The following is a 15,084-nucleotide window of genomic DNA, read 5'->3' on the forward strand; positions in this document are numbered from 1 at the left end:
AGCGACGGCTACGACAGTGCTAACTTAGGACCGTCCCCCGAATTTGCGGCTCGTGAGACAGTCTGTTGCGATCAGTAGTAGCCCGTTTCCTGCCAATATTGCTGATCATAAAACGCCGTGATCTGAAGATGAGGGAACTTTCCCCTAAGCGCTTCGACGATCGCTATCGCGGGTGATCGCTCGGTGTAGAACTCGATTTCTACAATGTTAGTGTCAGCGCGAACCTCCGGCTCTCCCTGATAAATTATGCCTCCCCAGTGGTCATGCTTCCACTCGTATTCAGATACGTATCCTGTTTTTTCGACTGCGCGTATTTCGTCCTCTGTCAGAGGGCGGCAACGTGGTGTGCCAAAGGGATTATTTTTGAATAGCTTCGGCTTCCCGTTGTCAAAGATAAGACCGCCCCAGAAAACGTTGCTTAGGCAGCTCGGCATCGGCAAGATTTTGTCGAAATCGAACTCATCGTCGGGCCCCTGAACGACGGACAAAAACGCTTTGATGCTGAGCTCAGTTTCTCCGAAGATGGTGAGACGGTTGTGACATGGACTTCCCAAGTGAACTCCTTTGTTTTGTTGCAAAAAGAATATGGGTTCGGTCGCGCTTGTGAAAAAACGCGTTCCGGAAAAAACGCGGCATTTCTGAAGCGAGCCGCATGAGGTGAACCTGCGCGGTTCAAAGGGGGACAGCCCTAATTAAGTATTCTATTAGGATGACCCACCTATGCTCGCCCGCATCCGGGACATGATGTCCGCGCAACGCACCCTCGACTTGGAAAGCCAAGTCGAGGGTCATGTGTCTGCCGATACTGCGGCTCAGAGCCCTTCGTAACTGACGAAAATGACCTGGTTGCCAATGATGAGGGGCGTTCCCCGGAACGGCTCTTTCGGGGCAAGACCCGCCTGTTCCCTTTGGTACATATGATTCACTCGTTCAAAGCCCATACGACGGGCGTCGCTTTCGCTGGGATGAGGCATTCCCGAGAGCGTGCCTACGGTATCGGGCCAACCTTCAGGGACGTATTTCAGGACGAAATCCGCGTACCAGCCTCCGTCTCCTTCATGAATGACCAACGACCGCAAATTGCTGATGCAAATGAATGGAGTGAGGATCGTCGGCAGCGGGGCTATCTCCAATGGGAGGGCATGGTCCTGAGCCAGCAGGCGTGTCTGGGCTTCCTTGAGCGCCTGCTTGAGCACCTTCTTGCCAAGCTTGATGTCATGATCGGTGATGTTGACAACTGTCGTCATTGTCTGTTCCTTTGTTCTGATGTGATTGGTTGCATCGGTCGCGCACAGGAAAAGCCGCGTTCCCAAAAAAACGCGGCTTTGCTGAAGCGTACCGAATGAGATGAACCCGCATGGATCAAAGGTGGGTAGCCCTAATAATATATTCTATTAGGTTTCCCCACCTATGCTCGCCCGTTTCCGGGTCATGGTATCCGCACGGGGTGTGGAGACCCGAAATCAATCATCTGGATTCATTTGACGAGGTCGCAGAATAACTTCCATCGGGTTCCGTAAGTGAAATCCGATGGAAGTTATCTGACTGCCTCATCCAGCTACGGCGTAAGCGTGTCTTAGGTTCTATCTTTCCATTCCAGAAGCGTCATACGTACGCCCGATCCAAGTTGACGCAACGTCATACAAATTTCGATTTCCGGAATTTTTGATCGAACCAACCTCCCCTTCAGCGGCAATAACGCGCCGTTTCGAAAGCAAGAGGTTACCAATGTTCAAACTCAAGACCTTCGCCATTCCCAGCAATCCTGCTTCGGATTTCTGCTTCCTCAACATCGTTCTCGAGGCGCTGGAACAGAAAGACCTTATCCCGGCTGAGACCCCGGATCTCGGCCTCGGCGACTACCACGTGCGAGAGAACCTCGACCACCTGACCGTCGAGAAAATTTCGGGCGGCTGGGTCGCCAACATCATCTTCAAACCGAGAGACGGCAAACAAATGGACTGCATGACCACCTCCATGCTCCATCCGTTTCCGAACGCAACAGAGGCGCTCCTTTTTGGCGCGACCGTGGTCTGCGAGATCGTGACGGGATCTTCCGACCTCCCGTTTAGTGTGGCTGGAAACAAGCTTATTATGGCAAGCTATGGCAAGACGGCATAGGCAAGCCGCCAATGCCAATGTGGCTCGAGGGCAGATTGTCGCTGCCCTCGAGCGTCGGCTCATTCTGCAGCCGAAGCGCGAACGGATTTGCTCAGAAGCCGCGTCCGAAAGCCATCCTCCCGACGGAACGGAGGCCCTCGACGCACGAACAATCAAACTGACGCACCGAGTGGGGTCAATTCAGACAATGGCTGCATTGACTATGTGCGAAATTTCAAAGCGCCTGTAGTAGCTTACACAACCTTATGCGGATTGTGTTGGCCGATATTTAAAAACTAAGGACTTAGCTCTCTTCGAGATCAAGTGAACCGGAGCAGAACGAGCGTCGCTCCGGTTCACTTGATCTCGAAGAGAGCATTCAGAAACATCAGCAAGATGAATCTGAAGAGGGGCGACAAGATTTTCCTTAAATCTCGGAGCCCATCATGACAGCACATATAGCGGGCGCAAAGCGTCCACTTACCACCGGCGACATCGTTTCGTTTTACTTCCCTTATTCTGACGGCCCTGGCGATAAAAAACGCACTTGTGCGGTGATCCACGCCGACGACGCGACGGGCGAAGTGGTCTTGGCCTACGGAACATCAAATTTTCCTGAGGAGAAAGAGAAGCACGCCTTGACGTTGAGAGATGCTACCCTTCTGGCTCTTCTCAAACTTCACAAACCGACACGGTTTCGTTGGGAGCGTCGTATCCGTGTCCAGCAATTTGACAGGCGATTTGCACCGAACCACAAAGGTGCTGTTGTCATCGGAAGGCTCCCCTCCGGAAGCATTGATTGGCAGGTTGCGTATGCAAAACTTCCTTACAAGACGCCTGACCAGGAACGTCAAGGAATACACCCTCCTAAAGCTAAGCCCTCACAAAAGCGATGCGCACTGTTTGGGCGCCGCAAGCCTCGCGCCGCCATGGTCGCGTGAAACTCTTTTCCTTTATTCGATCGGGGCGGCAGCGTCCCGCCCGTGCTCGTTCGGAGCACGGGCAAAGGATTTCAAAGCTTCTTCGCCTGCCTTCGCGGCCGGCACATAGCCGCGTTTCATTTTTTGCCCCGCCAGCTTCCTCAGCGCGCCCGCAGCCATCTCGACATCCTCGTGCGTGTCGATGAGGAGTTGCCCCCGAAACCCGATCCTTCCCCACTCGCGCATGAGTGACGCTCGGCCAAAAAGGTCACGTTGAATCGTCATGCGGTAATACCGCCGCATGTTCATGTCCGGCTCGATCCGTTTGAGATCGAGTGACAAGGAAAACCCGTCAGCGTCAGAATGAATATGCGACATGTTGAGGAAGACCTCCTGATGGGTACCATATCAGGTGCGCTCTCACCTTTCTACAACGGAGACATTGCGCACCTAACGCACCAATGCCGGAATGCCCTGGCTCGCAAAATGGACATGTCGGCGGTTACTGGTCCCATCGCCTTTGTGAAGGCGTATTGCGGCTTCAACCACCCTGCCCTGCGGTTCTTATTGCTCATGTCACTGTGGACCTGTCACGGAATCGTTCCGCAGGCAGTTCATTGAAACCTGTGAATTCAAGACAGACCACTTGGGTGGGAGTGATCACGGTGGGGACGACCACACTGCCTCGCTAAAAAGATCGACGCGGTTTGAGTCAATTTTTTCAGAATTTCGCGAAACGACCGCATCTCCTGATCAGCTTGAACAGGAGACACCACATGCTGACCACCGCCGACGTCGCACACCACCTGGCACTTACATCTACGACAGTGCGACGCAAAATTCGAGATGGGGAGATTTTGGCGACCCGCGTACGACGCGACTACCGCGTCACTTGGGAAAACGTCTGGGCATGCGAGCACGGACCGATGCCGAAACGCGGCATACAAGAGCGATACAAGGCGCCCTTGCTGACGAAGAAACACCTCGCCTCGGCCACAGCCTATAACCTCCGGACGATCGAGCGGTGGATTGAGGAAGGGCTACCGACCCGGAATGTCTTTGGGAGCGTCCGGATCAATCCGTTCGATGCGCAGGATTGGCTGCGGAACATGAAAGGCTTCGTGATCGAAACCCTTGATCGGGGAGAAGCCTGAAATGCTCCGGCTTTGCACACCTCGCACAGAACATGCTCCGACACACCGGAACTTCTCCCGACATTTGCACAAAGGCCCTCAAACACGAATCGGTGTTATGTTTGCGGCCGTGTTTGCAAAAGCGGGACTTTTCCCGACTTTCTGTGCGAATTTCCCCCGCCGCACCAGCGCCGATCTCTCGCGCGATGCGCTTCGAATTCTCACGAGACAACAGGTCATTCAAACCGGCGCGTCCGCCTGCGCTCGCAGCTCCATCTTTTGAGAGCCGCGAGCACACGCCGAGGCGCCGACAGGAGAAAGAGATGACCTACCAGAACCAAGCCACATTTGTAGAACCGACGTCGAACCTTCTCGACGCCCTAAACTGGGCGGAAGCGAGCGGAGAGCCCTATGACGCGATCTGCGAAGTCCGCAAGATCCCTGCCCGGCTCAATCTGACAGATCACGACTTGATCTCGCTGTCCGCTGATCTCGTGAACTTCGAAAAGAACATCGCGCCGTCCGCCTATGGCGCGGTGTCAAATGCCAAGGATTTGGAAACCGCGCGCCGCCGCGGGAATTCGCGGGTTCGGAACCTGTTGAAACGTTTCCATGAAGCTCGGGACGGCGCACCTGCGAGCACCGGACGCGAGCAGTGGGACGCCTTGATCGCCTTCGTCTCAGACCGCGAGGGGTTTGCCGATCGCGGCGCCGAGTTCACAACCGGACAGTCTCGGGGCTTGACCGCTTTGCGGTCCCGATCGCCTGTCGCGCCGAAGGACCTTTCACAGTCCGACATCGACCGGATGATGGCGAACGCCTCATCCGAGAAGCGCAAATCCATCCGCAAGGCGATCACCTTCCTTAACCGGCTGACCGAGGATTACAGCGGAAACCCCGACCTCGCCGGAGTGTTGCCAGCGGAGCGCTTCGATCTTCCCGCCTCCCCGGATCGCGCACGTGCCATCGCTTGGGACAGCCTCCCGGCGGCCCTTCGAGCCTCGGCAGAGGCCGCGATGAGCGCGGCTGTGGCCGGACCAATGGCACTGGTCGAACAGGCACGGACGCGCATCAGGAATGGCGAGGACGCCAAGACTGTCATGGCGGAACTGAACGAGACAGCGTCCATGGCGCGCAAGGCCCCGCAAAACCCGGACGCCGCGAAATCCAGCTACCATTCTGCGATCACGTGGCTGTTCCGGGCAGCTGAGGACATCGGGCGGGATGTTTCTACGTTCGAAACCCTGGACGGACTTTATGATCCGGAAATCCTTGATGCGGCCTGCCAACAGCAAATTGAACGCTCGACGTGTTCGGAGGCACTGAAAGACCCGAAGAAGACACAGACGCTCGGGGCGCGCCTCACGGCGCTCGGCACCTTGGCGCGCCACGGGATGCATCGCAGCGACCTCGCCGCCCTGGTCGATTTCCAGAAACAACTGCACGCCGAGCATGTCGTCAAACCCGGCAAGGTGACCTCGGAAAGTGCCGACGCTCTCTGTCGCCTGATTCAAACGTCGCCGCATCTCGCTGCAAATTTCGTGAATGCTCCGAAGACAATCGCGGACGCCGCAGAGGAGAAAATACGGGTGGCGCGCGAATCCGGGGATAAAGAGCGCGAAGCGCGAGGGTTGCGCCTTTTTGCCACCGCCGTTGCCTTTGCTCTCCAAGTGTCGCGACCGGTGCGGACGTCGAATGTTATTCGTCTGCGCCATCGCTCAAGCGGGAGCCTCCCTGGTCATCTGGAGTGGGTCGAGAAAGGCAAACATGCCCGCCTGACCTTCAAAGAGCGAGAGGTGAAAAACGGCAAAGTCATCGTGGTTCACCTTGAAAACGACGAGGCGAGCATCCTGTGGACGTGGCTGACGGAGCACCGCGCGCGCTTCATACAGCTCCGGGGTCTCGAGGACTCTGCCTACGTCATTCCGGGGGATGCGATGCCCCGTTTGCAAAAGCGGGACGTGTCCCTTCCGCGCGGGTGCGTGGCCCCGAGCACCATGAGCGAGATCTGGCACGAGGGCGCGCGGCTTATCGGGATTGACCTGACGCCGCATCAGGCGCGCCACGCCATCGCAACGCTTATCCTCGCCGTGGAGCCTGGCAATTTCGCCAAAGTGGCCTCAGTTCTCGGCGACACCGAAGAGACCGTCCGTAAACACTACGGTCGCGACAGCGGCGAAGCCGCGGCACGCGAAGTCCGAGCGGTGCTGAAATCGCGTCACCCGAAGATGTTCCGGAAGATGAAAGGAGGGGCATGAGCATGGCCAGATTAACAACAGCAGAGCACCTGCAAGCGGTTCCCGCCCCCATCAAACGTTCGATGCTCGCTCCTGATGCCAAACTTGCGCCGGGCGCGGCAGCGGTCGTCGGGCGTTTCTTCCGGACGCTAAAGGAAACGGGTGATCCTCACGACAATCCATCCGCCAAGACCTTCCAATTGGCGGCACAGTCGGAATCGACGCTGGCAACCCTGCTGCGCGCGCTCGCCAAATATGCGCCCCAGGTTTCCACGGCCACGGGCCGGGAACTACGGCGGTCCTATTACGCGCGACGCCCCGGCGGTTCCGCATATTCGCTGTCACCACAGAAAGCCGGGGCCGACGCCGCCCCCGCTGTCGCGCCCTCGACATGGCCGATCGACTGGCAGCTCATGTATGTCGCGATGGCGGCATCGCGCGAGCTCAAGCCCAGCTCTTTGAAGCGGCACTTTGCATCCATCGATCGATGCGCAGCTGTGCTCGGAGACACAGAAGCGGATGGGGCCCTGAATTTCTACACGGCCTATTGCCTCGGAGAACGATTCCGAGAGCTTGGGCTCAAGCATAAGACCATCGCCGGATATCTCTGTGGACTGGTCTCCCTTGGCCGCCATGGCGGCGTTGAGGATCAGAATTTGAACGGGGTCAGGTTGATGGTGAAATACCACCTCGATCTGGCCAGCATGGAGATCAAGGAAAAGATCTCGCGCATCGAGGCGCTGATAGAGAAAGGCGGTTTCGATTACATCGCGCAGGTTATCGGCGAGCTCAGAACAGGTATGATGGCTATGCCGCAACACTCGGCACATGCGGAAAAGCTGCGCCAGACTATTGCGCTCCTCGCGCTCCACATCAACAAACCGGGGCGCACGGGCGATGTCTCCCAATGGCGCTTGGGGCGCGAGTTGATCCGGCATCCGGACGGCACTTGGGAGCTCACATGGGAACAGGAGAAAACGGGTTGGGAAACCTCGGCCGGAAGGCTTTGGCACGAAGTCTCGGACCTGCTCGACGTGCTTATTCTCGCCGGTCGCCCGGATCGTCTCGTCCATCTCCGATACCAAGGCCTGCAGGGCGCAAATTGGCTGACGCTTGAAGAGCGGACCCCCGACCGGAAACTCCCGAGTCTCAGGATCAAGGAGGCAATCGGTGTGCCCTCACATGATCTGCGCACACTTGCGGCTGAATATCTTCGTCAGGCGGACCCGCGCCGCGCACCTGATATCATTCAAACGCATCTCGGGCACCGAACCCTCAAAGCCGGTGAGGAATACCGCATTGCCTGCAAAAGCGATGTCGCCGCACGGGACTGGCTGGCCCTGAAGCGCGACATTGCAGCAGGGTGCCTCACATAGCAGGACCGAGCACCGCACAAACCGGAATCGCTCAGTTCAAGTGTCCAAAGCCTTCATTCGTGAGCGGCCCGGGTTGGGCGTCGATTGACCGCTCTGAACGACACATGGCACTCTCGATCGGGCGGCGCGAAGTAGAGATCGGGCGCGGCTCCAAAGACCTACCCCGTACATGCGCTCGAGCAATGGCTGCATTTCGCGAAGAAGGATATCGGCCCCGTCTTCGTGCGGACGTCTCGAGACGGAAAGCGTACACTGGCGACCCGGCTAAGCGACAAAGATGTTGCCCGGCTGATCAAGAGAACCGTGCTCGGCGCCGGGATCCGCGCAGAACCTGCCGAGAAGGAACGCCTTGCGCTGTTCTCGGGGCACAGCCTACGCGCGGGCCTCGCAAGCTCTGCGGAGGTCGATGAACGGTACGTGCAGAAACAGTTCGGTCATGCTTCGGCCGAGATGACACGTCGCTATCAGCGTCGACAGGATCGTTTCCGGATCAATCTGACCAAGGCAGCGGGCCTATGAAGTGGAACAGTGGCCTTCCTCTTTCAACGCTGTGAGCGCTGCCACGTGACGAGGGAGGTCGCTGCGCGCGTGCAGGATATCGACAATGATGACGACGTCGGGCTTGTCCAGAAAAACCAAGAAATGCTCCCCTGCCCTGACAAAGCGCAATTCATCGGCCTCATCCACGAGGACCGCGCAACTCCGACTATGTGCTTGGCCGCTCAGAATTGCTTCACAGCGGTTGAGCAATTCAATCTCATAAAGCTCAGCCTGACGAAGTCCGAAATTTTCAATCGTCCATCTGGCAATCTCGACCAAGCTGGCTTCCGCGCGCCGCGTCAACCGCAAGGATCGGCTCATGGGATGGTACGCGCTCTCGCAAAAGCACGGCGGACCACATCTTCCCCGCGGCCCTCCACGAGATCACCCGCCTTCGCCTGTGCCAAGCCTTCAAGTAGGCCTTCGCGAATCCCGGCAAGTTGAGCTTCTTCACGCTCAAGCAATCGCAAACCAGCCCGCATCGCCTCGCTCGCGTTCTGGTACCGCCCCGACGCTACCAGCGCCTGAACAAGCTGATCCTGCATTTCAGTCAGGACGACGTTGCGTGTCACCATGGTAAAATCTCCTTGTTGGCAATATATGCTAACGCGCAGTTCGGGTCAATTGAACTCCGATATCGGACAAGATCACCAGAAACCAGCACGGAAACTCCGGCGATCCGGACGCCGAGGGCTCCTCTGATGTCGAGGATGCGAATGGGATCACCCTACCCTCTCACACTGCAGGCTGCAGCAATTTGGATCGGATTGGGAAACCTCGGCCGACAAGCTTTGGGACGAGGTCTCGGAACTGCTCGACGTGCTTAAGCATCCACGACGTCGGTGCATCGTTCAAAACAGCGCTGCGGATCACTCGAAAATTGAGAGTCATCTCTCGAGTGGAGTTGTTTTGTTGTCCGTTTTCTCGGGCAGAAACAGACAGCAAAACACATCCACGTTGAGAAGAAGGGAAGGCAAAAAAGAAAAACACATGCTTGGCACCCGACGCATCCCGCGCTCGGGCACAACCGGAGAACAAAAATGTTCGATAACACCCGGCACTTCACCACCCCGCTTCATGAGTTCGCGCGAGAATTCTCAGAAGCCGTTCAAAACACGGCCCTCCTTCTCGGCGGGCTCCCCTACCTTCGCTGTGCGGGCGCACTGCTCGACGACCTGCAAGAGCAGACCGTCATCACACGCAAAATGCGGCGCAACGCGCTAGCACTGCGCGATCTGCTCCATCTCGAGCATGTGCACGACGTCGATCGCCCCGAAGCAGCGTATTTCGCGGAATTGCATCCCGAGATGCCGGTCATCGAGGACATCTGTCTGCTCGCGGACAGATTCGATGATGCGCTTCTCGTCACAGGCATCCTCTCACCCGATGACGTCGAAACTTATTACATCGACGAGGAGGTGTAACGATGGAAGAAAACAAAATGTCCCCGCTCCGCGATGCGATCCTTCAAGCTCTGGCCCTCAAAGAGGCGGCCCGAGAGGCGCTCGACGAGATTTCAGCCCATCCAGACTGCGATCCGATCCTGCGACGCCAGACCTATGAATTAGACCGCGCCATCGATCAAAACACATTCCATTCGGAACACGCGATCTACGAGATGCAGCGCATCCTCTGCCAAGCCAATGAATGGATCAAAGCTGGCGAAGAAAAGGTGCTGATCTGGGATGAAGGTTGTCCACATGCCGGCTGGATCGAAACAGTGTTGCAAGACGATCTCGCGATCCTCGATCACAAATGCAAGGCGCTGCGAGAATTGCTCCGGGTCGTCACTACGATCGTGAATATGGTTGCGGCCGATCTGATTGAGGAAAAACTCTACGGAGCATAGTGCGTTTAAACTGAGAGGCTGCGGACAGCTCGAACACAGCTGTTCGCTGCTTCTCGATCACGAACCCAACTGGATTGGATGTGTCGAAATCGCCGGCTCAACGCCTCGCGCGCGTGATTGGCCAAAACCTCAAAATCCGAAGCGCAATTGCTTGAATTTATTTGCATTTATTTTCAGGCAAAACCCTTGCACCAATTCTGGCGGTGGGTATCTGACAGGATACGAAAAGGAAACACCCTCTGCCAAATGAAAGTCTCACCTATCGGGATAGAATCATAAATGAACAAGAAAGAAAGACCAAAATGACTAAATAATCAAAATACAACATAGTGATTTCTTGCCTGCGGAAACGCGCAGGCTTTGAAAAATTTCACTTTTGGAAGCATAGGCGCGTTCCCCTGACTGACCGAGTGCCCCACTTTCAAACCTCAAATTTTTCGCCCTTCAACTTGGAATCAAATCCTTCCCGGGACGTGACCCTCGCGCGCGACCCACTGAACAACTGCGCCCTGCGAACTGGAAAATTTTCGTGGAAGCGCCCGACACACCACAGAGAAACCCGTTACGTCTCACGTAAGTGCGACAAGACAAACATCACGAAAGGAAATCCCCTTGGGACACTTTTACTACACAAAAGCTGCTTTGCTCGATGAAGCAGATCTGGAAGTCGAAGGCTGGCCGCAGGCCGAGGACTTGGAGGCACTCTGGGAAGACGCTGCCGATGCAATGTCGGGCCACGTCTATGGCGAAGAGGTTGAATACGAACCACTTGCTTTGGTTTCCGAGCGTTTCAATGCCGTGCTCGACATGTCCGGTCACTACCGTGCAAGTCTGGTGAAAGAAAATTGGGACGTGAGCCTGAAGAAAATTGCCCGCACATTTGCGGAACTCGACGACAACATGATGGACCCATTCTTGAAAACCGGAGACTTGAAGGCGCTCGAAGAGAGGATGCAAACAGGCATCCTGAACCGCGTGAAAGCTGGTGAATACGGAGAAGCCCGTTCTCTCATCACTGGGATCGAAAATCTTCAGGATGCAGAATTGCCGGGATTTCGGGATAAAATTCACCTGTCTCTGGGCGGCGATGATGATGCATATGACATGCGCGAAAAAAACTACGGGTCGGGTCGACGACTTATCTTGGAATATGCCGTGGTTTGGCCATAGGGCACAAGGACCGTCGCCTCTAAGAGGCAATCGTCTTACCATTCACGCTTCCGACCGAAACCGAATACGAGTTCAGAGACGTGACGGGCTGCCTCGACGAGACGGGCCTTATGGCCCCTTTCGTCGGGCGCGCCTTATTCCTCTCCGACTTTACCCACAAAATCTGGGGAGAACTCTGTGGATGGCGGCGCTGTGAACCAACAGGGGCATGCTCCGACGTCCCTGCCTCATTTTGGGGCAGATCGCCTTTGCCCGGAACCTGAGGCAGGAGGGGTTCTTGCGCAAATCTCTGAGGTCCCGCCCGCAGCATTGCCGCTCCAGCTCCGAAAGCGGCGAGGACAATTCCTGTTCCCCAGCCAGCCAACAGAATACCCTTCCGAAGAGGTGCAGGTAATGGCAACAAAGAAAGAGATTCATATGTTAACCCATATGCGAACGTCGGACGAGCCTGCACTCACTATCAAAAATGTGTCTCCGCGCGATATCCGATTTGGGCGTTTGAGCCATGCCGCACTCTCTTTAAAGCGAGATGGTACGTCTTTTCACGTCATTCTGAGAAAACTTACATCAAAAGCCTGAACTTTCTTTTTCCAACTTTCGAGAGCGATCCCACTTTCTGGGTGTGGCCAAATGCCTTCATGTTAAACACCCGAAAGGACAGATATGACGATCAAGATTTTGAATGGTGTCGATGTTTCATTTCCATATGAATTGAAAGATGCGTTCCGCCAAGAATTCCCATCCGCAAAATGGAACAGCACAAGAAAAGAGTGGCGCGTGCGCAAGACGGCCTCTGCGAAACTCGCAACATGGGTAAGAATGGTTGAGGAATCCGGGCTACTTGAAGAGATCCGTGCGCAACAAGATGCCGATCTCACCGAAGCCGAAATTCGGCGCCTCCGGGTATCGCTCTCGCAACATCGCACCGAAATTGAGAGAACCGAGGAACAGATCGAACAGTTAAAAGCGTCTGTTGAGCAGGCTCATAAATTGTCTGCTGAGCTCGACGAGATGAAAGACCGGCTTGAAAGAATTCGGGCCGAGAAATCGGCTGCGCTTCGCGAAGCAACGAATGCACAAAAGTCCCTTCTCGAACGCCTGCGTGGGATCATCGACGTCAGCGAAATCGAAATCTTGCGCAGCGAGATGCTGAGGGACTGGCGGCAGCTAAAATCTGCAAATTCGGCTCGCTTCAAAGAAAGGCAGACCCGTTTGCGTGAAATTCGAGAAGATCTCGCGAAGGCCGGTCTGGAATGTTGCGCTTTGGACAAAGCCGTCGCCGCGAATTTCAACCGTCCCGATCGTGACAAGCCAGATCTGATGCTCGGACTTGAATTCAGACTTGCCGACGACGAAGCGTGATCGGCCGATCGATCACAGATACCACACCTCAAGTCCATGTCCCGCCAACTGCTTTGGTCAATGGCGGGCCTCCTCCTCACCGCGATCCCCTTGCTAGCACAGGGATGAGACGGGGGAGGAGCTTGGCGAAATCTGTATTGAGGCTACGTGGCACTGATACATTCGTGCGATCGCTTGGCAGGATGGCCCTTGCTTCCAAGACAGTTGGCTGGCCAGTAATTGACCGGCAAATGAGATCGGCAAACCACATCGGCAACATCTTGCCACAAGTATATAAAATCTCCTATAAATATGGTGTTTTTCACTAATACAAGATCGGCAAAAAATGCTTGAAACACCCGGCAGAATCGAACCGTGTTTCTTCGAGGAGTACATCCCCGCCGAATTGGCGGACCTTTCGGTCGACATCCAGAGGGAAGCGGCCCAGCTCGGACAAGGGTTGCACCCGGACAGTGCGGCGGAACTTGCGGACCTCGTGCGCGTGATGAACTGCTACTATTCGAACTTGATCGAGGGTCACAACACACGCCCGCGAGATATTGAGCGCGCCCTCGCCGGTGCCGAACTCGCAGAAGAGACCCGCCCGCTTGCCTTGGAAGCACGCGCACATGTCATTGTTCAACGGGCCATTGACGAGATGCATCGAACGGGCACCCTGCCCCGCCCCACGTCCGTTGAATTTCTCACATGGGTGCATAAGGCTTTCTACGACGAAATGCCTGACGAATTTCGCGTGATCGAGCACCCCGATGGAACACACGAACCGATCATTCCCGGGCACATGCGCCAAGACGGCGACAAGGAAGTGGCCGTCGGACGGCACCTCCCGCCTTCCTCGTCGCGCGTCGCCGCCTTCATGGATCACTTCGACAAGCGGTTTCAGATCGCCGCACGGTCCTCAAGCGGGCGGATCATCGCGATCGCATCGGCGCATCACCGGCTAAATTACATCCATCCGTTCCCGGACGGAAACGGGCGCGTCAGCCGCTTGATGTCCCATGCCATGGCCCTAACGGCAGGTATTGGGGGCCAAGGCCTGTGGTCGGTTTCCCGCGGACTTGCGCACGGCTTGACGGATCGCGGCGAGTACAAGCGCATGATGGATCTCGCAGACAGCCCACGACGTGGAGACCGCGACGGGCGCGGCAACCTGTCCGAAGCCGCGTTGAAGACGTTCTGCGAGTGGTTCCTGAAGGTCTCGCTCGACCAAATCACGTTTTCTGCAAAGCTGTTTGACCTCGCTGGGCTGGAAAAGCGTTACCGGCGCCTCGTCGCTGACAGTATCGATGACAAACGCGCGCCCGATCTGATCTCTGCGGTACTTCGGCATGGCGCGCTTGAGCGTGGCGACGCGCAGATTGTCCTCAAGACTTCTGAACGCACCGCGCGCAACACACTTAGTAAACTGACCTCTGCAGGGTACCTGACGTCCTCCTCGCCGAAGACCCCTGTCAGGTTGGCGTTTCCGTTGGACTATCGAGAACGGCTTTTCCCCAATCTGTTCGCCGATGGAGATTTGCCGGAATGACCACGCTTGAACTCACGGCCACTCTCTTTGCTGCGACCATTCCCGTCGCCTGTGTCGCTATCGCTTGGCATGTCGTCCGGATCAAAAAGAACACTCCGATGCGGGATCATGAGCGCGTCAATAAGATCATCGAACAGACGAGTTTAGATGCATTTGTCGCCGCGATGTCGAAACCAGGACCTGGCGAAGAGAAGTTCTTTTCCGATCGCCGTCGTCGTGGAGTCGGCGTCGGTCTCGATGAAGACGGAAACCTCATCCAAGAGACAGGCTATGACATTCTCTCGACAGCCCGAGCCATGGCGAAAGACATGCACGAGATCGGAGCTATGAGCGATGCGGATCTTAAAAAAATCACTGACTGAACTTCGAAATTTTACAGTTCGGCCAATATTGGTTTTGAGGTTGCCGTTATCCTGTCACGAACTTCGGAAGGCGGACGCTCAACACGCTATCTTCTGAATTGGTGACCGGGCGGCATCTCGCACTTTCGGCTTTTGAAGCCCCCCTCGGGCATTGTCAGGTTATTATTGATGGCACTCAAGAACGGGGCTGCGCGTAATTTTCAAGCGATCAACTCGCGTGCATACTCAGCCCAAATTTCGAAGGCATCGGCTCTGGCGTGGCGGTAGGAACGGGCTGAAAGTCGGTGACGTTTAGGGCGAAACAGGGCGGCGGTTTGATCGTGGACCGACAAGAACCGTTGTGCCTGACCGGCCGACTTGAACCGGCCATGATTTTCTCCCGCCGCCGCGTATGTCTGTGTGAAGCCTCGAGACGATTGTTCAGCCCTTTGTGTTGGCGATGTTCGATGCCGGGAGCCAGGTCCGCCTTCGCCGCGCCGTATGACCGCAGCTTGTCGGTGATGATCA

At 56.1% G+C, this 15,084-nt stretch carries 16 protein-coding genes and 2 pseudogenes; 12 read left to right on the forward strand and 6 right to left on the reverse strand.

Annotated features, from left to right (window positions below):
• Window positions 1-71: 71 nt before the first annotated feature.
• Window positions 72-554, reverse strand: a complete 483-nt coding sequence (locus J5Y17_RS18095; RefSeq protein ID WP_219787267.1) for a hypothetical protein — start codon at window positions 552-554, stop codon at window positions 72-74.
• 258 nt (window positions 555-812) lie between these two features.
• Complete coding sequence (locus tag J5Y17_RS18100) at window positions 813-1,247, reverse strand: hypothetical protein (RefSeq protein ID WP_219787268.1); 435 nt, start codon at window positions 1,245-1,247, stop codon at window positions 813-815.
• A gap of 481 nt (window positions 1,248-1,728) precedes the next feature.
• Between J5Y17_RS18100 and J5Y17_RS18105 the strand changes: the two genes are divergently transcribed.
• Together J5Y17_RS18105 and J5Y17_RS18110 are read left to right on the forward strand one after the other, a co-directional pair.
• Window positions 1,729-2,121, forward strand: a complete 393-nt coding sequence (locus J5Y17_RS18105) for a hypothetical protein (RefSeq protein ID WP_219787269.1) — start codon at window positions 1,729-1,731, stop codon at window positions 2,119-2,121.
• 425 nt (window positions 2,122-2,546) lie between these two features.
• Entirely contained in the window at window positions 2,547-3,041 is a 495-nt protein-coding gene (locus J5Y17_RS18110; RefSeq protein WP_219787270.1) for a hypothetical protein, read from the forward strand.
• Between the two features lie 12 nt (window positions 3,042-3,053).
• Here the strand turns inward: J5Y17_RS18110 and J5Y17_RS18115 are convergent, their stop codons facing one another.
• Window positions 3,054-3,398, reverse strand: a complete 345-nt coding sequence (locus J5Y17_RS18115) for a WGR domain-containing protein (protein WP_219787271.1) — start codon at window positions 3,396-3,398, stop codon at window positions 3,054-3,056.
• Between the two features lie 398 nt (window positions 3,399-3,796).
• On the opposite strand from J5Y17_RS18115, the gene J5Y17_RS18120 reads away from it, so the two are divergent.
• From J5Y17_RS18120 to J5Y17_RS18135, 4 genes and pseudogenes are all read left to right on the forward strand, one after another.
• The gene (locus J5Y17_RS18120) at window positions 3,797-4,174 is read left to right on the forward strand and encodes a helix-turn-helix domain-containing protein (RefSeq protein ID WP_219787272.1); all 378 of its coding nucleotides are present in this window, start codon (window positions 3,797-3,799) and stop codon (window positions 4,172-4,174) included.
• A gap of 302 nt (window positions 4,175-4,476) precedes the next feature.
• On the forward strand, window positions 4,477-6,411 hold the full coding sequence (locus J5Y17_RS18125; protein WP_219787273.1) for a site-specific integrase: 1,935 nt from the start codon (window positions 4,477-4,479) through the stop codon (window positions 6,409-6,411).
• Between the two features lie 2 nt (window positions 6,412-6,413).
• Window positions 6,414-7,766: a hypothetical protein gene (locus J5Y17_RS18130; RefSeq protein ID WP_219787274.1), complete on the forward strand. Its 1,353-nt coding sequence runs from the start codon at window positions 6,414-6,416 to the stop codon at window positions 7,764-7,766.
• 119 nt (window positions 7,767-7,885) lie between these two features.
• Window positions 7,886-8,285, forward strand: a pseudogene (locus J5Y17_RS18135) (tyrosine-type recombinase/integrase); the annotation flags it as partial.
• On the opposite strand, the gene J5Y17_RS18140 reads toward J5Y17_RS18135, so the two are convergent.
• Window positions 8,280-8,627 (reverse strand): type II toxin-antitoxin system RelE/ParE family toxin, encoded by a 348-nt coding sequence (locus J5Y17_RS18140; RefSeq protein WP_219787275.1) that lies wholly within the window; start codon window positions 8,625-8,627, stop codon window positions 8,280-8,282. The pseudogene J5Y17_RS18135 and the gene J5Y17_RS18140 overlap by 6 nt on opposite strands.
• Entirely contained in the window at window positions 8,624-8,881 is a 258-nt protein-coding gene (locus tag J5Y17_RS18145) for a type II toxin-antitoxin system ParD family antitoxin (RefSeq protein ID WP_219787276.1), read from the reverse strand. The genes J5Y17_RS18140 and J5Y17_RS18145 overlap by 4 nt, the downstream gene beginning before the upstream one ends.
• 465 nt (window positions 8,882-9,346) lie before the next feature.
• Here J5Y17_RS18145 and J5Y17_RS18150 point away from each other — a divergent pair, with 465 nt between their 5' ends.
• The 6 genes from J5Y17_RS18150 (at window position 9,347) to J5Y17_RS18175 (ending at window position 14,577) form a co-directional block, all read left to right on the forward strand.
• Entirely contained in the window at window positions 9,347-9,730 is a 384-nt protein-coding gene (locus tag J5Y17_RS18150; protein ID WP_219787277.1) for a hypothetical protein, read from the forward strand.
• A 2-nt stretch (window positions 9,731-9,732) separates the two neighbouring features.
• Window positions 9,733-10,155 carry a hypothetical protein gene (locus tag J5Y17_RS18155; RefSeq protein ID WP_219787278.1) on the forward strand — a complete coding sequence of 141 codons (423 nt, stop codon included), beginning with the start codon at window positions 9,733-9,735 and terminating at the stop codon, window positions 10,153-10,155.
• 612 nt (window positions 10,156-10,767) lie between these two features.
• Window positions 10,768-11,325, forward strand: a complete 558-nt coding sequence (locus tag J5Y17_RS18160) for a DUF1387 domain-containing protein (protein WP_219787279.1) — start codon at window positions 10,768-10,770, stop codon at window positions 11,323-11,325.
• Window positions 11,326-11,988: 663 nt separating this feature from the next.
• Window positions 11,989-12,687 carry a coiled-coil domain-containing protein 22 gene (locus J5Y17_RS18165; protein WP_219787280.1) on the forward strand — a complete coding sequence of 233 codons (699 nt, stop codon included), beginning with the start codon at window positions 11,989-11,991 and terminating at the stop codon, window positions 12,685-12,687.
• A gap of 325 nt (window positions 12,688-13,012) precedes the next feature.
• Window positions 13,013-14,215 carry a Fic family protein gene (locus J5Y17_RS18170; protein ID WP_219787281.1) on the forward strand — a complete coding sequence of 401 codons (1,203 nt, stop codon included), beginning with the start codon at window positions 13,013-13,015 and terminating at the stop codon, window positions 14,213-14,215.
• A complete protein-coding gene (locus J5Y17_RS18175; RefSeq protein WP_219787282.1) occupies window positions 14,212-14,577 on the forward strand; it encodes a hypothetical protein in 366 nt (121 codons plus the stop codon). The genes J5Y17_RS18170 and J5Y17_RS18175 overlap by 4 nt, the downstream gene beginning before the upstream one ends.
• Window positions 14,578-14,777: 200 nt before the next feature.
• Here the strand turns inward: J5Y17_RS18175 and J5Y17_RS18180 are convergent.
• Window positions 14,778-15,084 (reverse strand): annotated as a pseudogene (locus J5Y17_RS18180) (DDE-type integrase/transposase/recombinase); the annotation flags it as partial.

The sequence above is a fragment of the Celeribacter sp. PS-C1 genome (assembly GCF_019429625.1).
Lineage (GTDB): Bacteria > Pseudomonadota > Alphaproteobacteria > Rhodobacterales > Rhodobacteraceae > Celeribacter.